General features: G+C 72.9%; 22 protein-coding genes, 1 tRNA gene and 1 pseudogene. 8 read left to right on the plus strand and 16 right to left on the minus strand.

Translation table 11 applies throughout. The features are described 5' to 3' along the window. Positions 1-30: 30 nt before the first annotated feature. The 4 genes from ACFQWG_RS12160 to ACFQWG_RS12175 all read right to left on the minus strand — a co-directional run bounded on the left by ACFQWG_RS12160 (position 31) and on the right by ACFQWG_RS12175 (position 5,026). Positions 31-498, minus strand: a complete 468-nt coding sequence (locus ACFQWG_RS12160) for a peptidase S9 (RefSeq protein ID WP_380975682.1) — start codon at positions 496-498, stop codon at positions 31-33. Positions 499-571: 73 nt separating this feature from the next. Further along, complete coding sequence (locus ACFQWG_RS12165) at positions 572-2,629, minus strand: hypothetical protein (protein ID WP_380975684.1); 2,058 nt, start codon at positions 2,627-2,629, stop codon at positions 572-574. A 38-nt stretch (positions 2,630-2,667) separates the two neighbouring features. Continuing rightward, the gene (locus ACFQWG_RS12170; protein WP_380975686.1) at positions 2,668-4,041 is read right to left on the minus strand and encodes an alpha/beta fold hydrolase; all 1,374 of its coding nucleotides are present in this window, start codon (positions 4,039-4,041) and stop codon (positions 2,668-2,670) included. A 73-nt stretch (positions 4,042-4,114) separates the two neighbouring features. After that, entirely contained in the window at positions 4,115-5,026 is a 912-nt protein-coding gene (locus ACFQWG_RS12175; RefSeq protein ID WP_380975688.1) for an RNase H family protein, read from the minus strand. Positions 5,027-5,189: 163 nt separating this feature from the next. Here ACFQWG_RS12175 and ACFQWG_RS12180 point away from each other — a divergent pair, with 163 nt between their 5' ends. The 3 genes from ACFQWG_RS12180 (at position 5,190) to ACFQWG_RS12190 (ending at position 6,911) form a co-directional block, all read left to right on the plus strand. Then, positions 5,190-6,101 (plus strand): patatin-like phospholipase family protein, encoded by a 912-nt coding sequence (locus ACFQWG_RS12180; RefSeq protein WP_380975690.1) that lies wholly within the window; start codon positions 5,190-5,192, stop codon positions 6,099-6,101. A 377-nt stretch (positions 6,102-6,478) separates the two neighbouring features. Further along, positions 6,479-6,661 carry a hypothetical protein gene (locus ACFQWG_RS12185; protein ID WP_380975692.1) on the plus strand — a complete coding sequence of 61 codons (183 nt, stop codon included), beginning with the start codon at positions 6,479-6,481 and terminating at the stop codon, positions 6,659-6,661. Continuing rightward, positions 6,651-6,911 carry a hypothetical protein gene (locus ACFQWG_RS12190; protein ID WP_380975694.1) on the plus strand — a complete coding sequence of 87 codons (261 nt, stop codon included), beginning with the start codon at positions 6,651-6,653 and terminating at the stop codon, positions 6,909-6,911. The genes ACFQWG_RS12185 and ACFQWG_RS12190 overlap by 11 nt, the downstream gene beginning before the upstream one ends. A gap of 61 nt (positions 6,912-6,972) precedes the next feature. Here the strand turns inward: ACFQWG_RS12190 and ACFQWG_RS12195 are convergent, their stop codons facing one another. Next, entirely contained in the window at positions 6,973-9,411 is a 2,439-nt protein-coding gene (locus tag ACFQWG_RS12195; RefSeq protein ID WP_380975696.1) for a sensor histidine kinase, read from the minus strand. After that, positions 9,408-10,055 carry a LuxR C-terminal-related transcriptional regulator gene (locus tag ACFQWG_RS12200; RefSeq protein WP_380975698.1) on the minus strand — a complete coding sequence of 216 codons (648 nt, stop codon included), beginning with the start codon at positions 10,053-10,055 and terminating at the stop codon, positions 9,408-9,410. Before ACFQWG_RS12200 ends, ACFQWG_RS12195 begins: the two co-directional genes overlap by 4 nt. A gap of 277 nt (positions 10,056-10,332) precedes the next feature. Here ACFQWG_RS12200 and ACFQWG_RS12205 point away from each other — a divergent pair, with 277 nt between their 5' ends. Further along, the gene (locus tag ACFQWG_RS12205; protein WP_380975700.1) at positions 10,333-10,572 is read left to right on the plus strand and encodes a hypothetical protein; all 240 of its coding nucleotides are present in this window, start codon (positions 10,333-10,335) and stop codon (positions 10,570-10,572) included. Between the two features lie 47 nt (positions 10,573-10,619). Here ACFQWG_RS12205 and ACFQWG_RS12210 read toward each other — a convergent pair whose 3' ends face one another. The 4 genes and pseudogenes from ACFQWG_RS12210 to ACFQWG_RS14295 all read right to left on the minus strand — a co-directional run. After that, positions 10,620-12,941: a S9 family peptidase gene (locus ACFQWG_RS12210; protein WP_380975702.1), complete on the minus strand. Its 2,322-nt coding sequence runs from the start codon at positions 12,939-12,941 to the stop codon at positions 10,620-10,622. Positions 12,942-13,303: 362 nt separating this feature from the next. Beyond that, positions 13,304-13,615, minus strand: coding sequence for a hypothetical protein (locus tag ACFQWG_RS12215; protein WP_380975704.1), 312 nt, complete (start codon positions 13,613-13,615; stop codon positions 13,304-13,306). After that, positions 13,612-14,403, minus strand: coding sequence for a hypothetical protein (locus ACFQWG_RS12220; RefSeq protein WP_380975706.1), 792 nt, complete (start codon positions 14,401-14,403; stop codon positions 13,612-13,614). Before ACFQWG_RS12220 ends, ACFQWG_RS12215 begins: the two co-directional genes overlap by 4 nt. A 14-nt stretch (positions 14,404-14,417) precedes the next feature. Continuing rightward, positions 14,418-14,756: pseudogene (locus ACFQWG_RS14295) on the minus strand (hypothetical protein); the annotation flags it as partial. Between ACFQWG_RS14295 and ACFQWG_RS12225 the strand changes: the two are divergent. Further along, positions 14,730-14,802: transfer RNA gene (locus ACFQWG_RS12225), tRNA-Arg, on the plus strand. The pseudogene ACFQWG_RS14295 and the gene ACFQWG_RS12225 sit on opposite strands and share 27 nt — an antisense overlap. A gap of 164 nt (positions 14,803-14,966) precedes the next feature. Next, on the plus strand, positions 14,967-16,052 hold the full coding sequence (locus ACFQWG_RS12230) for an alpha/beta fold hydrolase (protein ID WP_380975708.1): 1,086 nt from the start codon (positions 14,967-14,969) through the stop codon (positions 16,050-16,052). A 21-nt stretch (positions 16,053-16,073) separates the two neighbouring features. On the opposite strand, the gene ACFQWG_RS12235 is transcribed toward ACFQWG_RS12230, so the two are convergent. Together ACFQWG_RS12235 and ACFQWG_RS12240 are read right to left on the minus strand one after the other, a co-directional pair. Further along, positions 16,074-16,934, minus strand: a complete 861-nt coding sequence (locus ACFQWG_RS12235) for a MerR family transcriptional regulator (protein WP_380975710.1) — start codon at positions 16,932-16,934, stop codon at positions 16,074-16,076. A 59-nt stretch (positions 16,935-16,993) separates the two neighbouring features. Then, the gene (locus ACFQWG_RS12240) at positions 16,994-17,422 is read right to left on the minus strand and encodes a PGPGW domain-containing protein (RefSeq protein WP_380975712.1); all 429 of its coding nucleotides are present in this window, start codon (positions 17,420-17,422) and stop codon (positions 16,994-16,996) included. Positions 17,423-17,565: 143 nt separating this feature from the next. On the opposite strand from ACFQWG_RS12240, the gene ACFQWG_RS12245 reads away from it, so the two are divergent. Beyond that, entirely contained in the window at positions 17,566-18,264 is a 699-nt protein-coding gene (locus ACFQWG_RS12245; protein ID WP_380975714.1) for an MgtC/SapB family protein, read from the plus strand. A 31-nt stretch (positions 18,265-18,295) separates the two neighbouring features. On the opposite strand, the gene gluQRS is transcribed toward ACFQWG_RS12245, so the two are convergent. From gluQRS to ACFQWG_RS12265, 4 genes are all read right to left on the minus strand, one after another. Next, positions 18,296-19,246, minus strand: coding sequence for a tRNA glutamyl-Q(34) synthetase GluQRS (gene gluQRS / locus ACFQWG_RS12250; RefSeq protein ID WP_380975716.1), 951 nt, complete (start codon positions 19,244-19,246; stop codon positions 18,296-18,298). 64 nt (positions 19,247-19,310) lie between these two features. Beyond that, entirely contained in the window at positions 19,311-19,622 is a 312-nt protein-coding gene (locus ACFQWG_RS12255) for a thiamine-binding protein (protein WP_380975718.1), read from the minus strand. A gap of 79 nt (positions 19,623-19,701) precedes the next feature. Beyond that, positions 19,702-20,589 (minus strand): hypothetical protein, encoded by an 888-nt coding sequence (locus ACFQWG_RS12260; RefSeq protein ID WP_380975720.1) that lies wholly within the window; start codon positions 20,587-20,589, stop codon positions 19,702-19,704. Next, a complete protein-coding gene (locus ACFQWG_RS12265) occupies positions 20,586-21,659 on the minus strand; it encodes a LacI family DNA-binding transcriptional regulator (RefSeq protein ID WP_380975722.1) in 1,074 nt (357 codons plus the stop codon). The genes ACFQWG_RS12260 and ACFQWG_RS12265 overlap by 4 nt, the downstream gene beginning before the upstream one ends. A 228-nt stretch (positions 21,660-21,887) precedes the next feature. Here ACFQWG_RS12265 and ACFQWG_RS12270 point away from each other — a divergent pair, with 228 nt between their 5' ends. After that, complete coding sequence (locus tag ACFQWG_RS12270; RefSeq protein WP_380975724.1) at positions 21,888-23,150, plus strand: sugar ABC transporter substrate-binding protein; 1,263 nt, start codon at positions 21,888-21,890, stop codon at positions 23,148-23,150. The last annotated feature ends 14 nt before the right edge of the window (positions 23,151-23,164 follow it).

Consider the following 23,164-nt stretch of genomic DNA (forward strand, 5'->3'; position numbering starts at 1 on the left):
ACGCCTGGAGCCGCTGGGCGCCGGCGCGGGTCAGTCCCGGGTGCCGGTCCCCGTGTGCGGGTCGAGCAGCTCCCCGGCGGCGACCAGCAGGGCCAGGGGCAGTGCCTGGCGCAGGTGCGGTGCGAAGCGGCCCTCCGCGCGTCGGCGTTCGCCGCGGTGGAACAGCCACTGCTCGCACCGGATCGAGGCCCAGACTCCCCCCACGGCGAGGCCGGCCGCGACGGCCGCGGCGGTCGGATTCTCGCGGACGGCCGAACGTAGCTCCCCGATCCCTTCCGGGCCCCCGGGGGCGTCCCCACCCGAACAGGGCGCGCCGGAGCGGATCACGGCCCACGCGCCGCCCGCGGCGATGCCCGTCTTGAGGAGGGCGCGCAGGCCTCTGGAGCGCACGACATCGGGAAGCGCATACCAGAGAAGCGTGCCGCCCGCTGACGCCGCCATCGTGGCCGTCCGCGGGTGGGTGGCGGCGAGTTCGCTCAGATCAGTCGTGTCGGCCATGGCGTTCCCCTCCGGAGATCGATGCGTCCCCCCATCATCGCAGACCTCGGAGGCATCTGGGCGGACGACCGGGTCACGGCCGGGCGGGAGGCGCCGGCCGGGCAGGCGCCGGGGCCGCGGGAGATCTCCGGGGCAGGACGGTGACGGCGCCATCCACCGCGACGGAGGCCAGGTGGGGGCGTTGCGGAGGCAGGACGCGCACGACGACCCGCGACGCCGTGACCGCCTCCAGCGCCCGGCAGGCGCAGGCGACCACGGCCTCCCTTTCGGTGGGGGCGAGGCCGGTCGGGCCGGAGTCGTCGACCAGGACAACGTCGGCCCCCCGCTGCCGGGCAGACCGCGCGGCGGCGACCACGGGGGTACCGGTGAACAGGCGACCGCGGATCTCGTCACGCAGCTCGGCCTCCAGAAGCCGAGCTTCGAGCCGCAGCTGAGGCGTCATCACGGACGCGGTCACGATCCTCTCCAGCAGCGGGCGTGACCGGCGGGCCACGGACTCCATCCTCAGCGCGGTGAGCCTCGCGGTCTCGCGCTGGACCTCGCGCAGGGCGGCCAGCTGCCCGACGCGGCGGCCCGAGAGGGCGGCCTGCCGCGAGAAGCGGGTCGACCCCTCGGCGATGAGGTTCCACGCGATCAGCGAGATCAGGTGGCTGGCGAGCAGCTTGGGCGCCATCGCGAGGGGCTGCCCGGTGCCCAGGACCCAGTGGACGGTCGTGGCGGCGAGCAGGCCGAACCCCGTCCACGCCGCGAGACGGCGCTCGCGCATGAGGAGCCCCCAGCACAACGTCACGCCGGCCCCCAGCGACCAAGAGGCGTAGCCGGGCCATCCGCCGGGCGGGATCGCCCACAGGCACGCCAGGTTGAGGGCGCCGACCAGCACCGGGATCAGGACCGCCGCCCACGCGGGCAGGCGAGCGTCCGGCCATGACCGGGTGAGCAGCCACATGTCTGCGGCGAGGAACAGGAGTGCCGCGGCGACGGGGAGCATCGTGAGGTAGAAGTCGCCCGCCACCCACGCGTGGAGGACGGACACGGCGATCAGCAGGACCCCGAGGCGCCGGACGGTGGGCGTCTCCATGGAGACGGGAAGGTCGAGGCTCCAGGCGGCCGGACTCCGGTCAGCGGGGGCCTGGACACCCTCGTCGTGCCACCCGCTCGTCGAGGCCGCCGAGGTCTGCGCCTCTCCGGATCGGGGGCCGCCTCGGCGCGCCGTCCGCACCCTCGTGACCGGCGAGGCGTCTCCGTCGGCCGGCCCCTCCTCGAGCGAACGCAGGGCGTCCCATGCGGCGCTCCGGACCAGGGCGTCGTCGGCGAGCTCACTGGCCAGAGGCAGCAGGGCGGACAGGATGTGGTCGTGGATGAAGTCGTCGACCTGGTTGCGGGCCCGTTCGCGGGCCTCCTCGTGGGCCAGGGCCCTCCTCTGGCGCCGCTCCTCGCCGTGGGCCCGGTCCAGGTCCTGCGACCGGGTGAGGAGCCAGCCGATCCCCGCGACGAAGAAGAGCGAGGTCGACAGGAGCGCCGCGGACACCTCCAGGCCCTCCGGCCAGATCCGCCCGCTCATCGCCGACAGGCTGATCAGCAGCGCCGCGGCCTGGACTCCCGCGAGAGCCTTGCGCGCTGCGGGAGGCAAAGTCAGCGGCCCCAGGAGGACGCCGACCATGGCCGCCGTGGAGACCATGCTGCGGAGGGAGTCCTGGGCCTCCTCTCCCAACGGCCGTCCGACGGCCACGGGAACCGCGGCGACGATCGCGAGGTCCACGATGACGAAAGCGGCCGTCGCGGCCGTCGTCATCCAGTCCATCGCCGACAGGCCGGGGACGTCCTCGTCGGGCGGGACGGGGGAGGCCGGCCCCCCGGAACGGGACAGGACGGAGACCGCCATGGCCACGCACGCCAACACGGCGATCACCAGCGGAGAGATGGCGAGCAGAGACACGACGGTCGCCACGAGCCCGCGGTCGCCGGGAGGGATGCTGGCGAGGACGGTCTGGTCGGTGCCCACCGCGAGGCCGGCGGCGGTCCCGGCGAACAGGGCATACGTCCGGCGGGCCTGTCGCGTGCGGGGGCCGGGCACCTCCCGGGCGGCCCAGGCCCTCAGCGCATGCGCCAGACCCGATGCGATCCTCACCATGCCGTCCTTCTCATGGGCGTGTTCTCAGCGTCCCGTCCTCAGTCCTCCAGGAGAGCCAGCAGATGGTCCAGCACGGCCCCGCCGGAGGCGCGCAGGCCGTCGTGCTGGTACTCGTTCGTCACCCAGGTTCGAGCGCCCCGGATCGTCGCGGCCGTGTCCAGGGAGAGCTCAAGCGGCACGAACATGTCGTCCACGTAGACCGCGGCGGCCACGGGGACGGAGGCGTCGCGCAGGACGTCCGGCAGATACACGGGCGGCACGCCGGTCATGTGCGCGAGCTCGTCGGTGGCGCCGGCCAAGGGCGCCAGAGCCGGGTCCTCGCGGAAGAACGCGCGCGGCATGTGCTCGCCCGTCAGCCAATAGGGCTCGGCGGAGTCGAGGGGATCGGCGTCGGCGCGGAACCCGGGCAGGTCGGCCGCCAGCCGCTCGGCCGCCCAGTCGGTGGCGCGGCCCGCGAGCTGCGGGGTGGCGCCCGCGTAGATGAACTCCTGGAGGACGCCGTACAGCGGTTCCATCGACACCAGGGCGCCGACCTCGCGGAGGAACTCCGAGGACAGGCGCCTCCGCCCCCCGGAGACCGCGGGACGCACCCAGGGCCCCTCCAACAGGTAGTGGAGCACGTCGAAGCGCGTCGTCATCCCGAGCCCCATGCCGATCATCCGGAAACGGGCGGCGGACAGGCGCTCCCCGGTGGGCAGGAACTCCTCGGTGTCGCGCAGATGCGCGGCGACCTCGCGGATGGTGCGCTCGTCCGCGGGGTGCCGGGCCAGGTAGGCGCGGTTGCGCGCGGCCGTGCGCTCGTAGGTCAGGCGGTAGATCGTGTCGATGGGGGCGAGCCCGGGCAGTCCGCCCGTGCAGACGACGCCCGCCAGCCCCTCCGGCGCCAGGGAGAGATAGCAGGTGTTGATGAACCCTCCGAAGCTCTGCCCCAGACTGGTCCACGGCCGGTCGCCCGCGAGCTCACGGCGCACCAGTTCCGCGTCGCGCACGATCTGGTCCTGACGGAACAGGGAGAGGACCCGCGCGCGCTCGCGGTCGGTCGGGCCCACGGGCGCCGCGGCCGCGCCGTCCCGTCCGCCGCGGCTGAGCAGGACGAGGGCGTCCACGGCGGCGGCATCGAGCCGGGTCGACTGGCCGGTCCCCCGCTGGTCCAGGAGGACCACGCGGTAGTCGCGCAGCGCCCGGCCGATCCAGTCGTCGCGGAAGTCGCCGGGGCGAGGGCTCCGGCCGCCGGGACCTCCCTGCATGAAGACGAGGTGGGGGAGCGCCTCGCCGCCCGGACGGATGATCTCGCGGGCGAAGACCTCGATCGCCGGGTTGCCGCCTCCCACCGGCAGCGCATGATCCAGCGGGACGTCGAAGCGGTGCTCGTGGACGGTGCAGGAGTGCTGGATGTAGGTCGTCGTTCGCACGGGGCCAGCGTAGCCGCGACGGTTGCCGTCCCCGGGGAGGCGCGTGCGCAGGCGCCGGCCGTCCGGGCGCCGCTCAGCGTCGCAGCGTCGACTGGTGCCAGAGCAGGCGAGGCCCGCCGTCCTCCGGCGCCGGCGGGGCCGCGGAGCCATCTGCGTCTGCGGGCGCCCACACGCTGGACTCGAGGGACGCCCCGCCCTCCCAGCGCATCGTGTACGTGGTCAGCCAGGTTCCGGGTCCTGCCGGCGCCGCGGCGATGCGTCCGATGCGCGGCGCCGCGGGAGCCGGACCCGCGAGCCCCTCCCGCACCGTGCCGTCCGGCCAGCCGCGCCGGGAGCCCGGCGCGGCCAGGTCCGCCAGGCCTCGTTCATCCCCTGCGATCCACGCGCGGAGGAAACGCTTCTCCGCGGCGAGGACCAGGGCGGACCGGTCGTCTCGGTCGCGGCCATCGCCGCCATCGGCGAGGCCGTCGCTGCCGCTTCCGTCGCCGATGGGGGAGGGCGCGAGGGACCGGGCGCCGGAGAACCCCGGTCCGGAGGGCGCGGGGCGCCCGGCCTGGATGGCCTCGGCGGCGCCGCGGGCGCGGTCGTCGGCCATCTCGTTGAGGGGATGGCCGGCATGGCCGCGGACCCACTCGAAGGTCACGGCGCGCCCCGCGATCTCGCGGTCGATGGCCTGGATGGTCTCCAGGTTGGCGATGGGCTTCTTGTCGGCCTTCTGCCAGCCCCGCTTCCTCCACCCGTGGCGCCATTTCGTGATGACATTGATGGCGTACTGGGAGTCCGCCAGCACGTGGAGCGGCTCGTCGGCGCGCCCGGCGGCGGCCGTGGCCCGCAGGAGCTCGAGGACGGCCGTGAGCTCGCCGAGGTTGTTGGTCGCCCGGGGCCACCCGCCGGCGTCCCAGCAGCCGGCGTCCACCACCCAGGCCCAGCCCCCGGGCCCCGGGTTGCCCAGCGCGGATCCGTCGACCGCTGCGGTGATCGTCATGGGCCCAAGGGTATCCGCGCGCCGCCCGCGGCCGCCGGGTCCCGTCCACGGGCGCCCGCGGCCCGAACTGCGTGACGGCTCGAGGCGATACCCTGATCACGGCGGCGTCGCGGCGATACGGGCCGGGACGCGCGCCCGGCTCCCGGAGGAGGCAGATCACCCGATGGCAGAGGCCACGACACCCCATGCGCTGACGACGAACGTCCACGACACGGCACTCATCTTCGAGGGCGGCGGCATGCGCGCCGCCTATACGGCGCCGGTGGTCGCCACACTGCTGGAGGCGGGGATCCACGCCGACTTCGTCGCCGGGATCTCGGCGGGATCCTCCAACACGGTCAACTACGTCTCACGCGACCCCGCACGGGCGAAGCACTCGTTCGTCGACCTGGTCGAGGACCCGCAGTTCGGAGGGATCCGGTCCTTCCTGCGTGGCGACGGCTACTTCAACGCCCACTACATCTACGAGCAGTCGGGCTATCCGGGATGCTCGCTGCCCCTGGACTGGGAGACCTTCCGCGCCGATCCCGCGGAGATCCGCGTCGGCTCCTTCAACGCGACGCGGGGCAGGCGCGTCTGGTTCACCAAGCGCGACATGCCCGACATCGCCGCCGTGGGCGCGACGGTGCGCGCCTCGTCGACGCTGCCGATCCTCATGCCCCCGGTCGTCATCGACGGCGAGATCTATGTCGACGGGGCGTTGGGCGATGACGGGGGCATTCCCCTGGACGCCGCCGAGATCGCCGGATACGAGAGGTTCCTGGTGGTCCTCACCCGCCCGCGCGGCTACGTGAAGAAGCCCGCCAGCCGGGGACTGCTGCGTCTGCTCCGCCGACGTTTCCCTGCCCTGCCCTCCATCGTCGAGGGCGTCGCCCGCCGCCCCGAGCGGTACAACGCGACGAGGGCCCGGCTCTTCGAGCTCGAACGCGAGGGACGCGCCCAGGTGTTCGTCCCTGAGCACCTCACGATCGCCAACACGGAGACCCGCTTGGACCGCCTGGAGTCCACCTACCGGGCCGGATGGGACCAGGCGCAGCGCGAGCTCCCGCGGTGGCGGGACTTCCTCGGGGTCTGAGACGCCCGACGAGGGCGGCGCTGCGGGATGCCCCGGCCGCTCCCGGCAGGCCCGACGCGGCGTCTGCCTCGCGCTGCCTGCTCCGGCGGGGGACCGTAGCATGGGCCGCGGGGAGGGAGGCGGCAGTGGGCACGGTCGATGTGGGCAGGATCCGCTCGTCGTGTGCCTGTCGGCGGCGTGTCTGCGGGTCCAGGCCAGGGAGTTCCGACGCGTCATCGCCGAGGTGGAGTCTCGGCGGGAGTGGACGGCCTTCTCCCGGCAGTCGGGCCGGGGCGCTGGAGGACGACGAGGCCGCCGGCGGCCCCCTCCAGATCGCCTCCGACGGGGCGCGCAATCCTCGTCGCGGCGCGTCATGGGGGTACTTCACCTCGGAGGGCATGTTCCGTCTCGGAGTGTGCGCGGGCGGGATCGTCTCGGCCGAGTTGCGCGGACTGGGCATGGCCCTCGGGGACCATCCGGATGTCCCCGTCGTGGCGTGGACGGACTCGCGACGAGCGCTCGGCCTGGTCAACGCGTTGCTGTGCCCAGGCGAGGAGCCCGGGGACCGCGTTGGCCCGTGAGGTCCGCCAGGTTGCCGAGCTGATCGACCAGCGCCGCCGTGCGGGACTGGCGACGACCCTGCGGTGGGTGCGCGCCCACACGAGGCGCCTTGCGTCCGCTCCCACCGTGCTCAACGACGCGGCGGACCGGCTGGCGAAGCTGGCGCTGCGGCGCTGGTGCACCCCGGGCCTGTCCGACGGCGTCGACGAGATCGCGCTGTCCATCGCCCATGAGGCGGCGCGGAGCCTGGGTGAGCTGGAGGATCTGTGAGGCCGGTCCTGCCTCGCGTCGGACCCGCGGCTCGGCGTCCGTCTGGCGGCCCTCGGTGTCGTCAGCCTCGCTGAGCCGCGGGGTCAATCCGCGCCCCCCGTGGGTTCCCCGGTGCCGGCGGCGATGCCGGCCGGTTCGTCCGGTCGCCCGCGAGTCCGGCCTGTCCAGCGGGGGGGGGGGGGGCATCGGCTTCAATGCTCATTCGGTCGCCGTTGGCGACGATCGTGGCCAGCAGGGGGCGTCCCGGCGGGAAGACGCGGACGATGACGCGGCCCTCGGTGGCGGCCTTCAGCTGCTCCGCGGCCCGGTCGACGATGCGGTCGCGCGCCGGGGAGGACAGGCCGGAGGCGCCGGAGTCGTCGAGCAGCACGACGTCGACTCCGCGCCGCCGGGCGGCGGCGGCCTCGACGGCCACAGCGGTCCCCGTGAAGAGAGGCGCCCGGATCTCGTCGCGCAGCTCCGACTCCAGCAGGCGGGCGCGCAGGTGGGTGGTCTCCGTGAGGCGGCCCCGCCCGGACTCCGCGGCGATGGCGCAGAGCACGGGCCGCGCGCGCTCGTCGATGTGGACGAGGGAACGATCCATGATCTCGCGGATCTCCTGCTGGGTGTCGCGTGTGGCGTCCAGCTCCAGGGCGCGGCGCTGCTCGTCGGCGATGAGACGGCTGACCCGCGCCGACCAGACGGTCGCGATCCCCCACAGGAACAGGGAGAAGGTGTGGGAGGCGGACAGCGACAGCACGGTCGGCGCCACCGGGATTCCGGTCAGGTGCGCCCATACCGCGGTGCCCGCCAGGCGGAGCGCCCAGGCGGCCCACGCGGCGGTCATGCGCTGGCGCAGGGTGAGGACCCCGCACAGCAGGACGGAACCGGTGGCCCCCACCCAGGGCGCCCATGCCGGCCAATCGCCAGAGGGGAGCTGCGTGAAGACCATGATCGGCGTGGCGGCCGCGACCGCCGCCGCGGTCGCCACCGCCCACCTCGGCATCTGGGCCGCCGTCCACGGGAACAGGCAGAGCGCGCCGGCCATCGCCTGGAGCGCCAGCGCCACGATGACGACGCGGATGTCCGTGTAGTCCTCGGCCACGTGCCAGGCGATCAGCACTTGGAGGAGGATCGCGTACACGCCGATCAGGCGGGCCACCGGAGCCTGGGCGGAGTAGCGGCTGTCCGTGGGCAGCGCCGTGTGGAAGGCCAGGATCGGGCGGCGGCCCCCCGGGGACGAGGGCGTCTCCTCAGGCTTCCACGACAGGTCGATGACGGTCCCCTCGCCGGGGGCGGAGCGCACCTTCGCCACGCCCCCGATCTGTTCGATACGGGCGATGATCGATCGGCGGATCCCGAAGTGCCCGTCCGGGATGAGCGTCGGGTCGAATCCCGGCCCGTTGTCGGCCACGCTCACCCGCACACCGGCCTCGTCGGCGCTCATCGTCAGGCGGATGGTCAGCGGGCGCCCGTCAAGGCCGCGGGCGTGGCGCACGCCGTTGCGCAGCGCTTCCTCGGCGGCGCCGATCATGGCGTTCCCGACGTCCGCGGGCAGGGGGGTGTCGCTGTGGACCTGCGAGTCGGCCACGACGTCGAGTCCGGTTCCGGCCGCATAGACACGGATCGACGCGAACACTTGCGCGGGAGTGGAGGGAATGGGCGTGGCCATGACGTCGTCGAGGGCGTCGAGGGCGACGCGTGCCGCTTCGGCCAGGGTGGGGCCGTCCGCGATCCTGGTGGCGGCGGGGACCAGGGCGGACAGCACGTGGTCGTGGACGAAGGCGTCGCGTTGCTGGCGTGCCCCGGTGACGGCGCGCAGGCGGGCGACCTCCCTTTCCCGCCTGCGCCGCTCCGACCGATCGCGGTCCAGGGCCTGGGCTTGGCGGAGGACCCAGTCGGTCCATGCCATGTACATGACGTTGAAGAGGAGGTAGTACGGGCCGTGGTCCCAGATCACAGGATCGCGCGAGCCGGACAAGGCGGTCCCCGCGAGGAAGACGACCACGGGGAGCGTCGTCGAGGCATAGGAGGCTCGACGGGGGAGGAGGCCTGGGAGGAGCAGTGCCAGTGGGAAGTACTGGCCCATCAGGGGGACCTGATCGTCCACCACCTGCATGAGGGTCCGGGAGGGATCGACGGCTCCCGCGGCTGCGATCGCCAGAACCGCGAAGTACCACAGGCAGGCGGCGCGGACCAGGAGCAGGCCGACCCGGTCGAGCCTGCGCGGGAAGGCGGAGGCGGGCTCCTTCTCCCGCCACGGAAGATCGCCGAGGAGGGCCGCGGTCGCGAGGATGCCCGCGGTGGGCAGCGCCACGACCAGCGGGGCGAAGGCGGCCAGCGTGGCCGACTGGCCGACGGCGTCCGCCAGCCGGGTGAAGGGCGTCCATGAGACGGCGAGGAAGCTCAGCTCCGCGACGCCGGCGACGGCGTAGATGACGCGGCGGACCGCCGTGGAGTAGCGGTCAGACGCCGTTCGGAGCGCACACTCGGGCGGGGAGGCTGGCGAGGCCCCGGTCATTGGTCGTGGTCGAAGTAGCTGACCAGGCCGTCCTCGGCAGCGCGCTTGAACAGGTCGACCCGGGAATCGGCGCGTCGCCCCGCCGCCCGGTACTTGTCCCGGATCCGGGAGACGTAGGTGTTGATCGTGTTCTTCGACATCGAGAGCTCGCGGGCGACGACGTCCGATGTCTCACCGGAAGCGTAGTGGGCCAGGACCGTCGCCTCGGTGGGGGTGAGGTGCTGGGAGACGAAGTCCTCATCGGCGTCCAGGGCGGCGGCCCAGTCGATGCCCGCGGAGGTGCGGCCCTCCGCGGCGGCGTCCAGGGCTTCGACGAGCTCGCTCAGCGGCGCGGACTTCCGCACGATGGCGAGCGCCCCCGCCGCGATCGCCTCGCGGACGAGGACGGGGTTGTCGCCGGAGGTGTAGATGATGACCGGGACAGCCGCCTGTCGCAGGGTCGCGAGGTTCGACACGGGGGTGGAGCCGTCGGCCAGGCGCAGGTCGAGGACGACGACCACGGGAGGCTCGGGGAGCTCCATCTGGTCGATGGCCGGGTAGGAGGTGACGCGGTAACGGGGGTCCTGGTCCTCGAGGACCTTCTTGAGCCCCAGGCCGACGATCTCGTGGTCGTCGACGACCACGACAGACAGGTGGTTGTCCATGTTCGCCTCCCACCGGCGGACCGGTCGTGCCCGCCGCAGGGCCGAGTGTACAAGAACTCAGACCTGTTCGATCGGCGGAGTGCGGCCTAGCCTTGATCGGGCGGTGAGAACGGGGAAACAGCCGGAACGCCCGGGAGACGGGAGAGCCGGCCGCCGCCGATCAGGGAGGCAATCCGTCGTCCCTGCGCACTGTGTGATTCAGGAGTGTCCCATTATGTTGACAGAGTCGACGTCCGCGTGGTCTGACGCGCCGATCAATGAGTTGGCCGGTAAGCGTATGACAGTCGACCAGGTCATCCCGGCGGTCGACGCTCTCGTCCGCCTGTCCTCTGAGGACGCGGGGGGAAGGTTCGTGACCTCCACCCTCGAGATCCCGCTCGAGGTGGTCCGTCACGCCAGCCTGGGATCGCCCGTCGAGTGGGTTTTCCTGGGCAACGAGGACCACCACATCGAGCTCTCGCTGGAGAGCGCCCGTGAACTGGTCCGGGTCCTCAGCGAGGTCGTCGCTCCGGACTGATCGCCCGCGCTCCGGGGGCCGGCGGCGTCCGGCCCCGCCCTCGTCCCTCACATGAGCGCCGGCTCCTGGCCCGCGCCCACTTGGCCCAGGGCGAAGGCGTACTCCTCGGCGCGTGACTCCCACCGGCCGTAGCGCCCGGATCTGCCTGCGTGGCCGGCCACCATCTCGGCGCGCAGCGCGATCGGACGGGCCTCCGGATCCCCCGAGGTCGCCTCGCGCAGGCGCTGGATCCATTTGGCGGGCTCCACGAAGAACACGCGCGTGTCGTTGAGGGAGGTCGTCGCGAACACGGCGGGGTACTCGGCGCCGTCGCGCACGTTCTCATACGGGGTGTAGGCGCGCATCGCCCGGTAGATCTCCGGGTCCTCGATGGGGTTGCCCCACTCCTCCCATTCCCCGGCCGTCAGCGGCAGCGAGGGGTCGAGGATCGTCGTGAGCGCGTCGACGAAGGGCACGCCAGCCAACACCACCCGGAACAGATCAGGCGCCATGTTGGCGGCCGCCCCCATGAGCAGCCCGCCCGCCGAGCGCCCCTCGGCGACCAACCGGCCGGGCGCCGCCCATCCAGCGTCGACCATCCAGCGGGCGACGTCCACGAAGTCCTCGAAGGTGTGGCGTTTGAGTGCCAGTCTGCCGTCCTCGTACCACGCGCGGCCCATCTCCCCGCCGCCACGGACGTGGGCGATCGCGTAGGTGACGCCGCGCTCCAGCAGGGGCAGGCGGAGGGCGGAGAACTCCGGGTCGATGCTCACCTCGTAGGCGCCGTAGCCATAGAGCCATCCGGGGGCGGTGCCGTCGGGTTCTGCGTCGCGGCGGTGCACCAGGGTCACGGGGATGCGGGTGCGGCCGTCGCGAGCGGCCACCCACACGCGTTCCTCGGCGTAATCGCCGGGCTCCCACGCCGGCACGTCGAGGGTCCGCAGCACCGTGCGGGCGCCGGTGGCGGGGTCGACCTCGATGATCCGCGGCGGCCGGGTGATCGACTCGACTTCGACGCGGGCGGTCGCGTCCTCGAAACGCGGCCCGCCGGCGGTCGAGATCGTGCGGACCGCGTGGTCGGTGCCGACGAGCCGCGCGGGGCCCCACACATCGGCCAGGTCCCGCGCGGGCAGGGGGTCGTCGGGGCCCGCGGCCGGGGTCTGGCGGGTCCGGACCTCGACCTGGGTGAGGCCTCCGCTGCGCAGGGTGAGCAGCAGGAAGGTCCGGTAGGCCTCCGCCCACAGGATCCGCTCGCCCTCGTCCGCCTCCCGCAGAGAGACCCAGGACGAGGGAGGCGCGAACGGCGCGCGGACCGGGCCGGCGGAATCGGCGAGGGCCCGGGGCAGCGGGGCGACGGCCAGCGTGCCCTCGCGCGAGGTCGCGGTGTGGACGATGACCAGGTGGTCCCCGGCGGGCTCGACGTTGACCAGGACGCCCGGCGTGCGCCCGGTGACGGGGGCGGGGACGGCGCCGGGACGGCCGGTGGACCACAGCCAGGCCTCGGAGGTGGTGGTGGAGACCGCATGGATCGGGACCCAGCGGGGATCGCGGGCGGGCTCGAACCACAGCTCGAAGTGCTCGTCGTCCTCCTGGAGGAGCAGGCGGTCCCCGGCCGGGTCGCTTCCCACGCGGTGCGTCCACACCTGGTTCTGCCGCCAGGCGTCGTCGACGCGCGCATAGAGCAGGGTCTGGGAGTCGGCGGACCACGCCAGGCCCTGGCCGGCGCCCTGGACGGTGTCGTCGACGACCTCACCGGTGGCGGCGTCCTGGACGACGATGGTCCATCGCTCGTCCCCGCTGAGATCCCGGGACCAGGCGATCAGGGACCCGTCGGGGCTGGGGGCGAGGTCGGCGAGGGCGAAGAAATCCCGGCCCTCGGCCTCGCGGTTCTCATCGACCAGGAGCTGCTCGCCGGGCAGGGGGAGGCCCGGCTCAGGCCGAGGGGCGGGCGCAGGGTCGGGCTGGGAGGAGGAGTGAACGGAGGCGGCGCTCGAGGGGGCGGTTCGGACGGGGACACGGTAGTGGGCGGCGTAGGACCGGCCCTCGGTGGTGCGGTCGTAGTACCAGAAGTCCCCGAGGCGCACCGGCACCGTGACGTCGGTCTCGACGGTGTGCCGATGGAGTTCTCCGACGATGCGGCGCTGAAGCCGCCAGGTCGGCGCGCTCACCCGGTCGGTCCAGGCGTTCTCGGCGGTGAGATGCGCCAGGACCTCGGGATCCGACTTGTCGCGCAGCCACTCCCAGGGATCGGCGAAGGATTCGCCGTGGAAGGAACGGGAGCGCCCCGGCCGTTTGGGCGCGCGGGGCGGTGCCTGGGGAGAAGGCGCGGGGGGCGTCACGGATGGAGCCGGGGACGAGGTCGAGGGGATCGAAGTAGGGGTTCCTGCCATGGCCTTGCAGTGTAGAGGAGTCGCTCGCGGGGGCTGCTCCCGGGCGCTGGTCGTGGTCGTCCCCCATGGCAGCGGCCGGCCAGTGGCCGGGGCGGGCGGCACCTGGGCCGAGTCGCGCCGACAGGATGTCCGATGCTCTCCGCCTGGATGCGGGGCCTTCTGCTGGTCGGTTGGCGGTGCTCGCGCGAACGGCCGGAACCTGCCACCTTTGGTGAGCCGTGGGGCCCACTTCTGCGTACGCAGAGAGGACGTCGTCAGCCGCTGCACCCGCGAGCGCGGGCGGTGTGGTGGAAACTCGGTGGGCATGGCGAAGCCCCGATCACCGTTTGGTGGTCGGGGCTGTCGGCCGGTATGTGCGTCGTTCAGGCTGATTCTGGGATCTTCTGCCGGGGATCCGGGATCTTTGGCTCCATCGCCAGGAACTTCGGGAAGTTCTCGCGGGCGCGCCACAGCATCAACTCGTCGTCGTCGTAGTCCGCCCAGGCGTCGAGGTACTCGGCGATCTCCGCGGCGAGGCGAACCCGGAGATCTTCGGGCAGCGCGATCTCCTCTTCGACGACCTGGTCCAAGATTGGCTCCCAGTTGTCGACCCAGTCCTCGCCGATCCCTTCACGCACAGGGGCGACCCGGCCGCCCGTGGCGGTCGCGATCTCGTCCAGGACGGCAACGCTCATGAATCGATCCTATCGCCGTTGTCAGCGAGTGGGACGTCTCGCACTTCACCCGAGGGCGTCACCATGACGACGCCGTCTCCGGAGGCCGGATAGGCCGTGACGACCCGCCACCGGGTGGAGGACGAGCGCGGCGCCCGGTTGACGATCACCGTGAGTCGGATTCGACCGCCCTGTGGACCGTCGACGTCTCCGGCGATCTGGAAGCCTGCCCGTGGTCCGAGCCAGACGCGCTCCACCGGATCATCGAGGACAGCTCGGATCGCGCCATGGGTGTCGTCGCCGAGCGGCTCGTGGAGAACGTCGTCGGGCACGTCCGGGAAGAACGTCTTGGGGGCCTTGATGACCGGCTCTCGTGACGCTGTGATCTCGTCGGCCAACGCTTGTGCGCTCGACGCGAGATGGCCTCCTCTTCTTCCCCCTTGATCAGCGACCGCCACATGCTTCCACAGCTTCGCGGGGTCGACGGCGATGCCCTCGTCGAGCTCCGTGAGCCGTTGCACGAGGTTGCGGGCTTGGCGGTCCGCTTCGCGCTCATCCTGGATCGTCTCCAGCCACTGGTCGAGACTCAGGTGGCGTTTCCCGTCACGCCACACCTCGCCGACGGCCACCTTCGTGGTGCGCCACTTCGCCTGCAACTGGGTGACGATCTCCGGGACCTGAGAATCGTCGAGGATCTCACGGCCCTGGCAATGGCACGAGTCGTGGTAGCGCTGCCCGGCTTGGTCTTGGTCACCGTGTCCCAGTAGTAGACCGCGCCGCGGGAGGCGAGCATCAGGCAGAACGCACACGCCCCGACCCGGGGAATGCGAGCCCAACGCGTCTGCGCCGACCTCACGCCCTCCCACACGGTCTGGCGGGAGGCGTTGCGGATCGTCCGGTTCATTCCCGCGGCCGCCCGTGGCATACCCTCGCATACGCGGAGAGGACGGAGAGGGCGAGCGTCATGGCGGCGCTGCTTCATCGTCATGCCCCGAGTGTGACGGCGCCCATGGGCATTTCGCGCTGCTCGCGCTCGCAGGCTCACCACCCCGGCCGGCCCTGTGATCGATTGCCCATCACGTGGTTTGTCCTCTCCGTGACGCTCGGCTACAGTGAGTCCTTGTCGAAAGACAATGCGCCCGTAGCTCAATGGATAGAGCATCTGACTACGGATCAGAAGGTTGGGGGTTCGAGTCCCTTCGGGCGCGCGGCGGCCCCTGTCGGTGCGATCCACCGGCGGGGGTTCTGCATGTCCGGACGTGATGACGCGCCCCGGATCCCTGCCGCTCTGCGTCCAACAGCTCCGCGCCCGGCCCTGCCCGGCACCGTGGCGCCGCCCTCGTCAATGGGCGCCACCGCCTACGCTGGCGGCATGCCACCCCCTGACGAAGCCTCCGGCGGGCCCTCGCCGGCCCCCGGCGCGCCTCCCGCCCCCTTCGCGACGGGGCTGCTCCCCATGGACGACGGGGCGCGGATCTACTGGGAGACGAGCGGGAACCCGCGGGGAGTCCCGCTGCTATACCTGCACGGCGGGCCCGGGGGCACGCTGGGCCGTGGCGGGTACCGGCGCCGGTTCGCCCTGGGGGACCATCTGGTCGTCGGGATCGACCAGCGCGGGTGCGGGCGGTCCGTCCCGCATGCGTCCGACCATCCCGAGACGCTGGCCGCCCACACGACGGCGCGTCTCATCGCCGACATCGAAGCCGTCCGCGAGCACCTCGGCATCGAGGCATGGATCGTCCACGGCGTCTCGTGGGGCTCGACGCTGGCGCTCGCCTACGCGTTGGACCACCCCGACCGCGTCCTCGGCGTCGCCCTCATGGCGGTGACGACGACCAGCCGCCGCGAGGTCGACTGGATCACCGAGGGCGTGGGACGGATCTTCCCCGAGGAATGGGCGCGCTTCGCGGCCGGGGTCGGGATCCATCGGGCACCCGGGGAGGGCCCCATCGACGAGGGCGACCGCGTGGTGGCCAGGTATGCCCGCCGGTTCTCCGACACCGGGCGGTCCGCTGAGTCGGCGGCCGATCGGCGCCGCGCGGCGGACGCCTGGGACCGGTGGGAGACGACCCATGTGCGCCTGGACCCTCGCTGGGCCCCGGGGCCGCTGCGCGTCGACGAGGAGGACCGTCTGAACTTCTGCACGCTCACCACGCACTACTGGGCGGCGGACGGCTTCATGCGGGGGACGAGGGCGCCGCGCGCTGCCGCACCGGAGCCGCCTCCCATCCTCGACCGTGTGGCGGCGGTCGGCCTGGTCGGCATCCCCGGCGTCCTCGCGCACGGGCGCCGCGACATCTCAGGGCCCGTGGACACGCCGTGGATGCTCGCCCGGGCGTGGCCGGAGGCGGACCTGCGCGTCATCGAGGACGAGGGCCACGGCGGGCCTCTCGCCTCCGAGGCGCTGGCCGGCGCCGTCGCGCAGTGGGTCGCGGGCTGGAGGGCCTCCCGGCGGTAGCGGCCCTGAGGGAGGCGAGGGTCAGCGCCGCACGACGGGGACGCAGACGTCGGTGACCCAGTGGGCGGGATCGGGGTCCGTCGCGGGACCCACGCGGTAGATGTTGAACATCGGCCCGGTCTCAAGGCGGTGCTCGGCGATGTGGGCGCCCAGCGCCTCCATGACCTCCGAGATCCCGTCGTAGCTCCCGCGCAGGGTCGCCATGACGACCTCGCGTTCCGGCCACTCCTCGCAGGCGAGAGGGGGGACGGGGGAGAAGGGCCTCTCGGCCTCCATCCAGATCTCGACATCGGCGTCGCTGTCGCGGTAGTCCGGGTCGTGGAAGGTCGCGCCCGACACGGGGGCGGCGGGGAACCTGGCGCCGGACCGGGCGGCCAGGGGCATGAGGCGCTCCCACAGCTGCCCTTCGTCGGCGTAGCTGGGGAGCATCCCGCGAAGGGAGGCGACGGTCATGGCGGGCAGGGTCTGCAGACGCACGTCGGCGGTCACGGTGGTGTCCTCTCTGAGGGTGCGGGCGATGGCGGGCTCGATCAGGTCGAGCGCCGCGGACCGGGCGGCGATGGCCGCGCGGTCGGATTCGAGCCGGGCGCGGTGCTCGGCGACGAGCCTGCGGACGGTGGCCGGATCTGCGCGTCCGGCCAGGAGCTCCGACATGGGGGCGAGCCCCATGCCGGCGTCGCGCATGACGGTGATCATCTGCGCGTCGGCGAGCTGGCCGGCCGCATAGAAGCGGTACCCGGTCACCGGGTCCACCCATGCGGGGGCCAGCAAGCCGCGGTCCTGATAGTGGCGCAGCATCCGCACGCTGATCCGGGACAGCGTGGAGAAGACGCCGATGCGCAGGAGCTGGTCCTCGGGCTCGTCCATGGCCTCAGTCGACACCCTGACATCATGTCAGAGTCAACCCCTGCGTCCTGCGGGCCGGACCGCGCCGCGCGCCCTCAGCCCACCCGGTCCGCACGCGCCCGGGACGACGCCCATCGGGTCTTGAGCCGCTCCCATTCCCGTTGCGCCCAGCCGATGAACCGGTAGAGGAGGCGCTCCAGGCGGGGTGAGAGGACCCCGAGGATGGCGACGCCTGCGAGGATCGTGACGATCCCCGGGCCCGGGACGACCAGCATGACGACGCCTGCGCAGATCACGGCCACGCCCGCCAGGGCGACCGCCCATTTGAGGACCAGTGCCGTGGCGCGCCCCCGCGCGTCGATGAACCGGCGGATGCGCCCCACGATGCGGCGGATCCGGTGGCCGCCGTCCTGGGTCGGGCCGCCCTCGTCCTGGGCGCGGCCGGCGCTCGCCTGGGGGAACGCCGGGGTGACGTCTGCGCCGCGCTGCGGGCCGACGTCGCGGGGACCGGTCGAAATGCTCATCGCCGCCACGATAGCGGGACACCCGCCGTACGGCCCGGCGAGAGGCCCGCGATCAGGGAGAGATCAGGGTCCGGTCAGGGGGGCGGATCTCCGACCGCCGCGTCCGAAACGTGCGATCCTGGAGGGATCGTGAGGAGGCGGCGATGGACTGGTCGGTGCTCGGCTCGGAGGCGGCGCGCGTCGCCTCGGCGGCCCTGCTGTGCAGCCTGATGGGCCTCGAACGTCAGTACCACCAGAAGGCCGCCGGCGTCCGCACCCACGCGCTGGTGGGGATGGGCGCCTGCCTGTTCACGATCGTCGGCCTGCATCCGTGGGATGCGGCGGGCGGCGTCTCCCCCTCCGGAGACGCCATGCGGGTGGCCGCCCAGGTCGTCAGCGGCATCGGATTCCTGGGCGCCGGAGTCATCTTCGTCAACCGCGATGCCGTGCGCGGCCTCACCACGGCGGCGGGCATCTGGGTCGCCGCGGCGATCGGAATGGCATGCGGGGCGCGGATGGTCCCCCTGGCCGCCGTCGCCACCGCCCTGTACCTGCTGGTCCTCATGGTGATCGGCCCGCTGGCACACAGGATGCCGACCCGTGACCGCGACCTCCTGGTGCGGCTGACCTATCCGGACCGGTCGGGCACCCTGCGGCGCATCCTGACCGCCGCCACCGAGATGGGGTTCCAGTCCGCTGTCCTGTCCACACGCCAGCGCCGCGACAGCGATCCGCCCAGCGTCGAGGTCGTCGTCCGGTTCACCGGCGGGCTGCCCCTGCGCGACCTCGTCGCCGAGCTTTCCGAGGTGCCCGGCGTCGCCTCCGCCACGCTCTTCCAGGACTCCCACGAGGACGAGGAGTGACACCCAGCCCGGTCGGGCGTCCGACCGGGCGTCACGCCCGGGGGGCCGACGGCGGAGGGGCCGCGGGAGGATCGACGACCCACGGCGCGAGCGGCAGCGCCCGCAGGGCCGGCACGTCCAGCGCTTCCGCGATGTCGGCGGCGGTGCGCGCGCCCCGCACCCCCAGCGACCGGCCGATCCATCCGACCGCGTCCGCCGCGCTCCATCCGAGCCCGCGCAGGTCGAACAGGGTGACGGCGCCGTCGCGCTTGGCCAGTCGCGCGCCGGCGGGACTCACCGCCAGCGGAACGTGGACGTAGCCGGGCGGCGGGATGCCGAGCAGCGTGGCCAGGCACGCCTGGGCGGGCGCCTCGAACAGGAGGTCGTCGGCGCGCGTCACCTGGTCGACCCGCTGGAAACCGTCGTCGACCACGACGGCAAGGTTGTAGGCGGGCGCTCCGTCGCCGCGTCGGACGACGAAATGGTCGACGGGGCCGGTCACCTCCCCATGGAGCTCGTCGTGGATCGTCCACTCGGAGACGGGGGCGCGCAGCCGCAGGGCCGGAGCGCGGCCGCGGGCGGCCAGCTCGGCCCGCCTGCGTGCGCGCTCGGGCTCCGTCAGGTCGAGGCACGTGCCGGGATAGTGCCCGGGAGGGGTGTGCGGGGCGGCCGTCGCCCGGCGGATGTCGGCGCGCGAGCAGTAGCACTCGAAGAGCAGCCCGGCCCGGCGCAGCCGGTCGAGGGCGTCCTCGTGGGCCTGATGGCGCGTCGACTGGACGAGCACGGGCCCGTCCCAGTCCAGGCCGATCTCGGCCAGGTCCGCGAGCTGGCGTTCGGCGGCGCCGGGGCGCACGCGGTCGATGTCCTCGACCCGCAGGACGAAACGCCGCCCCGTCCGCCGCGCCCAGGTCCACGCCAGGATCGCGGTGCGCAGGTTCCCCAGGTGCAGGTCTCCCGACGGCGAGGGGGCGAACCGGCCGGCCCCGGGCGTGTCCGCGTTCATCGGAGACCCCTTCCGGCGACGGGCGAGCCGACGGGCTGGAATGCGCCCGACGGGGGTGACGAGGTCAGGAGTTCAGCTCGCGGAGCTGCTCGTCGAGACGCTCGACCTTCCCCGTGAGCTCGCCGGTGCGCCCTGGGCGCAGGTCGGCCTTGAGGACGAGCGACACGCGGGGGGAGACCTCGGCGACGGCCTCGCAGGCGTCCTTGATGACGGGCATGACCTCGTCCCACTCGCCCTCGACGATGGTGAACATCGACGTGGTCTGCTGGGGCAGGCCCGACTTCTGGATGACGTCGACGGCGCGCGCGACGACGTCGGCCATCGAGCCGTCAGGATGGGGGGATGTGGCCGGGGCGATCGAGAAGGCGAAGAGCATGCCTCCACGATAGGCGTTCGGGCCATCCGGGAACAGGATCGGCCCGGTCCGCCGGCCGGAGGTCTCGGGCGCGGGGCTCTCAGTGGCGGCGCGAGCGCAGGGACGCCCACACGAACATGGCCGCCGCCACGACCGCGAAGAAGAACAGGACGACGGCCAGCCAGGACATGCCCGCCGAGTAGGTCCGCCACAGGGCCCACACGCCCAGGACGATGGCGGAGATCAGGTAATACCAGCGCCCGGCCCGGACCGGATCGGCGGCGGTGCTCGGGCGGGAGGTCAGCGAGGCGGCGTACTGCTCGGGCGAGCCGAAGTGCTCCCGAGGCGTGAGCGGGTCGCTGCCCTGGGCGCGGCGGGCCTGCGCGTGGTCGAACTCGGCGCGGGCGCGGCGCATCTGCTCGTGGGCCTGCTCGTCGTTCCAGAACTGCGTGGCGCGCAGGACGCGGCCGGTGACGACGAACCAGTCGTCGCCGGAGGCGTCGCGCTCATGGACCGTGTCGGAGTTGCGCGAGGCCCCGATGACGACCAGGAGCACGCCCGCCACCAGCACGACGAGGCGCGGAACGGGGATGCTGACGGAGTCGGGGGGGCGTCCGGACAGCGTGTTGAGGGCGACCAGCACCAGCGCCACCACGACGACGCCGCCGGCCGCCCAGCCGCCGAGCGCCCTCCAGCGCCCCGTGACGTAGGCCAGCGACCCGCCCTGGACGGCGATGAGGACCAGCACCGCCGTCGCCCCGAAGCAGAGCGCGGACATCGGGATGTCGCTGGCGCCGCTCATCCACGCGCCCCGTGCGACCGCCGCGAGGACCACCAGCAGCAGTCCGGCCCCGCTCAGGGCGGTCCGGGTGAGGTCCCACCGGCGCGCGGGGGACAGCCAGGCGGACACCGCCGAGTCAGACGCGCGCGACCCGTCCTCCGGACGCCCGTGGGGCGCGTCGTCGCCGCTGTCCGTGGCCTGGGTCATGACCACAGTCTAGAAGCCGTGGGCGCGGCCTCGTCGCGCACGACGAGGCGCGGGGCGAGCAGGACATGCCGGGCGGCGGGATCCCCGGCGCCGGCGTCCTCCTCGGGCGCGGTGAGCGAGTCGACGAGGTCGAGGACGGCGCGGGCGACGTGGTCCAACGGCTGGGCGACGCTGGAGAACCCTTGCGAGGCCGCCACCGGCGTGTCGTCGAAGCCGATGACGGGATGCCCGCGGCCGCCTCCCAGGAGCGTCCCGAGGGCCAGGGTGTCCGAGGCGCACACGAAGGCGTCGGGCGCGTCCGGCCCCAGGCCGTCGATGAGGCGGCTGACGGCCCGGGCGGCGGCGCCGATGTCCTCGGGGGCGTCCGCCCGCAGGGCCACGAGGCCGTCCTCCGCCCAGCCGCGTCGCCGCATCGCCTGCTCCCAGCCGCTCCGGCGGTCGTCGCCCGTGCCCGAGGGGCTCGGCCATCCCGCGAAGGCGATGCGGCGACATCCGCGGTCCCACAGATGCTCGGTGGCCAGGCGGACCCCGGCCGCTCCGTCGACGTCGACCCAGGGCACCAGGGGGTCGTCGAGCCGGGGGCGGCTCCACGGCCTCCCGAAGGACACGAAGGGTACGCGGTGGTCGACCAGCCAGTCGATACGCGCATCCGTGTGGCTGGTTCCGGTGAGGACCAGGGCGTCGACGTCATCGCCGTAGGACAGGGAGCGGTACTGCTGGATCTCGTGGCTGGCGTCCTCCGCGGCGAAGAGGAGGATCCGGCGCCCCCGGTGCCCGGCCTCCATGGCCAGGGCGTGGAGGAAACGGTCGTAGATCGTCCCGGAGACGCCTCCGGCCTGCTCCTCGGCTCGGATGGCGATGGTCGCCGATCGCCGGGTGCGCAGGCGGCGCGCCGAGGCGTTGGGGCGGTAGCGCAACTGCTCGATAGCGGCCTCGACGCGGGCGCGGGTCTCGGCGCGCACGGTCTGGGGGGCGTTGATGACATTGGAGACGGTCTGGCGGGAGACGCCGGCGGTCCGGGCGACGTCGGAGATCGTCGCGTGCCGCGCCCGCACCGGCTTCTCGCTCATGGGGCGGTCCCCCTCTGGACTCGTCTGGACTCGTCGTCCGTAGCCTATTGCGGTTGGATCGTTCAAGTGACATCATGGTCGGGTGTCCGGGAGTTGAACGATCAAATCTTGGCGTGTCGCCATGACGTCGCGTCGTCGCGAGGCCGCGGACCGCAGACCACCCACCAGCAGGCGCAGCCCCGCAGAGGGGCGCGACCTTACACAGAGGAGATCATCATGCGAGGATGCATGTCCCGGACGCTCGTCGGCGCGGTCGCCGTGTCGGCCGCGCTGTCGCTGGCCGCGTGCGGCGGAGGATCGGGGTTCGCCGACGAGGAGTCGTCCGAGTCGCCCTCGTCGGGGTCGGAGACGGCCCTGACGGACGACGCCTCCCAGACGCTCGACGTGCTCATCGGGTCATCGGGCGACGCGGAGACGCAAGCGGTCACCGACGCCGTCGCCGCATGGTCGCAGGAATCCGGCGTCACAGCCACCGTGACCGCGGCCTCCGACCTGGCGCAGCAGCTCTCCCAGGGGTTCGCGGGAGGCGACCCGGCGGACGTCTTCTACCTGCAGTCCGACTACCTCGCGGGCTACGCCTCCAACGGGTCGCTCCTGGCCTACGGGGACCAGCTGTCGAACAAAGACGACTTCTACCCGACGCTCGTCGGCAACTTCACCTATGACGGGCAGTTCTACTGCGCCCCCAAGGACTTCTCCACCCTCGCCCTGGTGATCAACGCGGACATGTGGAAGGAGGCGGGGCTCACGGATGCCGACTACCCGACAACCTGGGACGACTTGGAGGGCGTCGCGGCGAAGCTGACCACCGCGGACCATGTCGGACTGACCTTCAGCTCCGAGTACGCTCGGATCGGCGCGTTCATGGCCCAGGCCGGAGGCTCCCTGCTCAACAGCGACCAGACGGAGGCGACCGCCGACTCCGAGGCGAACATCGAGGCGCTCGACGAGGTGAAGACGCTGCTCTCCTCGGGCGACGCGGCCTTCGCCTCCGACCTGGGCGCCGGATGGGGCGGAGAGGCCTTCGGCAAGGGGATGGCTGCGATGGCGATCGAGGGCAACTGGCTCGCCGGCTCGATGAGCGCCGACTACCCGGATGTCGACTACACCGTGGTCGAGCTGCCGTCTGGACCGGCCGGGAAGGGAACCCTGCAGTTCACGAACTGCTGGGGGATCGCGGCGGACTCCCCGGCCCAGGCGCAGGCGATGGACCTGGTGGAGTACCTCACCTCGACGGACCGGCAGCTGGCGTTCTCCCAGGCCTTCGGCGTCATGCCCTCGATCCGCTCCGCGGCCGGCCAATGGTCGGCGGACAACCCCACACTGACGGCGTTCCTCGCCGGGGCGGACTACGCCCAGTCGGTGCCGACGCTTCAGGGCGCCTCCGACGTCATCTCCGACTTCAACGCGCAACTGGAGAGCCTCAAGTCCTCCGACCCGGCGACGATCCTCTCCTCCGTCCAGGCGAACCTTGAGCCCCTGCTCAAGTAGGGGCGGGTCGCCGG

The sequence above is a fragment of the Schaalia naturae genome, assembly GCF_042665795.1.
GTDB classification, from domain to species: domain Bacteria; phylum Actinomycetota; class Actinomycetes; order Actinomycetales; family Actinomycetaceae; genus Pauljensenia; species Pauljensenia naturae.

Excerpts from the sequence above, each read along its gene's own strand:
- ACFQWG_RS12160 (WP_380975682.1), bottom strand. The coding sequence starts at position 498 with ATGGCCGACACGACTGATCTGAGCGAACTCGCCGCCACCCACCCGCGG.
- ACFQWG_RS12185 (WP_380975692.1), top strand. The coding sequence starts at position 6,479 with ATGTTCCGTCTCGGAGTGTGCGCGGGCGGGATCGTCTCGGCCGAGTTG.
- ACFQWG_RS12180 (WP_380975690.1), top strand. The coding sequence starts at position 5,190 with ATGGCAGAGGCCACGACACCCCATGCGCTGACGACGAACGTCCACGAC.
- ACFQWG_RS12245 (WP_380975714.1), top strand. The coding sequence starts at position 17,566 with ATGGACTGGTCGGTGCTCGGCTCGGAGGCGGCGCGCGTCGCCTCGGCG.
- ACFQWG_RS12195 (WP_380975696.1), bottom strand. The coding sequence starts at position 9,411 with ATGACCGGGGCCTCGCCAGCCTCCCCGCCCGAGTGTGCGCTCCGAACG.
- ACFQWG_RS12200 (WP_380975698.1), bottom strand. The coding sequence starts at position 10,055 with ATGGACAACCACCTGTCTGTCGTGGTCGTCGACGACCACGAGATCGTC.
- ACFQWG_RS12255 (WP_380975718.1), bottom strand. The coding sequence starts at position 19,622 with ATGCTCTTCGCCTTCTCGATCGCCCCGGCCACATCCCCCCATCCTGAC.
- ACFQWG_RS12230 (WP_380975708.1), top strand. The coding sequence starts at position 14,967 with ATGCCACCCCCTGACGAAGCCTCCGGCGGGCCCTCGCCGGCCCCCGGC.
- ACFQWG_RS12260 (WP_380975720.1), bottom strand. The coding sequence starts at position 20,589 with ATGACCCAGGCCACGGACAGCGGCGACGACGCGCCCCACGGGCGTCCG.
- ACFQWG_RS12265 (WP_380975722.1), bottom strand. The coding sequence starts at position 21,659 with ATGAGCGAGAAGCCGGTGCGGGCGCGGCACGCGACGATCTCCGACGTC.
- gluQRS (WP_380975716.1), bottom strand. The coding sequence starts at position 19,246 with ATGAACGCGGACACGCCCGGGGCCGGCCGGTTCGCCCCCTCGCCGTCG.
- ACFQWG_RS12210 (WP_380975702.1), bottom strand. The coding sequence starts at position 12,941 with ATGGCAGGAACCCCTACTTCGATCCCCTCGACCTCGTCCCCGGCTCCA.
- ACFQWG_RS12215 (WP_380975704.1), bottom strand. The coding sequence starts at position 13,615 with ATGAGCGTTGCCGTCCTGGACGAGATCGCGACCGCCACGGGCGGCCGG.
- ACFQWG_RS12270 (WP_380975724.1), top strand. The coding sequence starts at position 21,888 with ATGTCCCGGACGCTCGTCGGCGCGGTCGCCGTGTCGGCCGCGCTGTCG.
- ACFQWG_RS12205 (WP_380975700.1), top strand. The coding sequence starts at position 10,333 with ATGACAGTCGACCAGGTCATCCCGGCGGTCGACGCTCTCGTCCGCCTG.
- ACFQWG_RS12165 (WP_380975684.1), bottom strand. The coding sequence starts at position 2,629 with ATGGTGAGGATCGCATCGGGTCTGGCGCATGCGCTGAGGGCCTGGGCC.
- ACFQWG_RS12175 (WP_380975688.1), bottom strand. The coding sequence starts at position 5,026 with ATGACGATCACCGCAGCGGTCGACGGATCCGCGCTGGGCAACCCGGGG.
- ACFQWG_RS12240 (WP_380975712.1), bottom strand. The coding sequence starts at position 17,422 with ATGAGCATTTCGACCGGTCCCCGCGACGTCGGCCCGCAGCGCGGCGCA.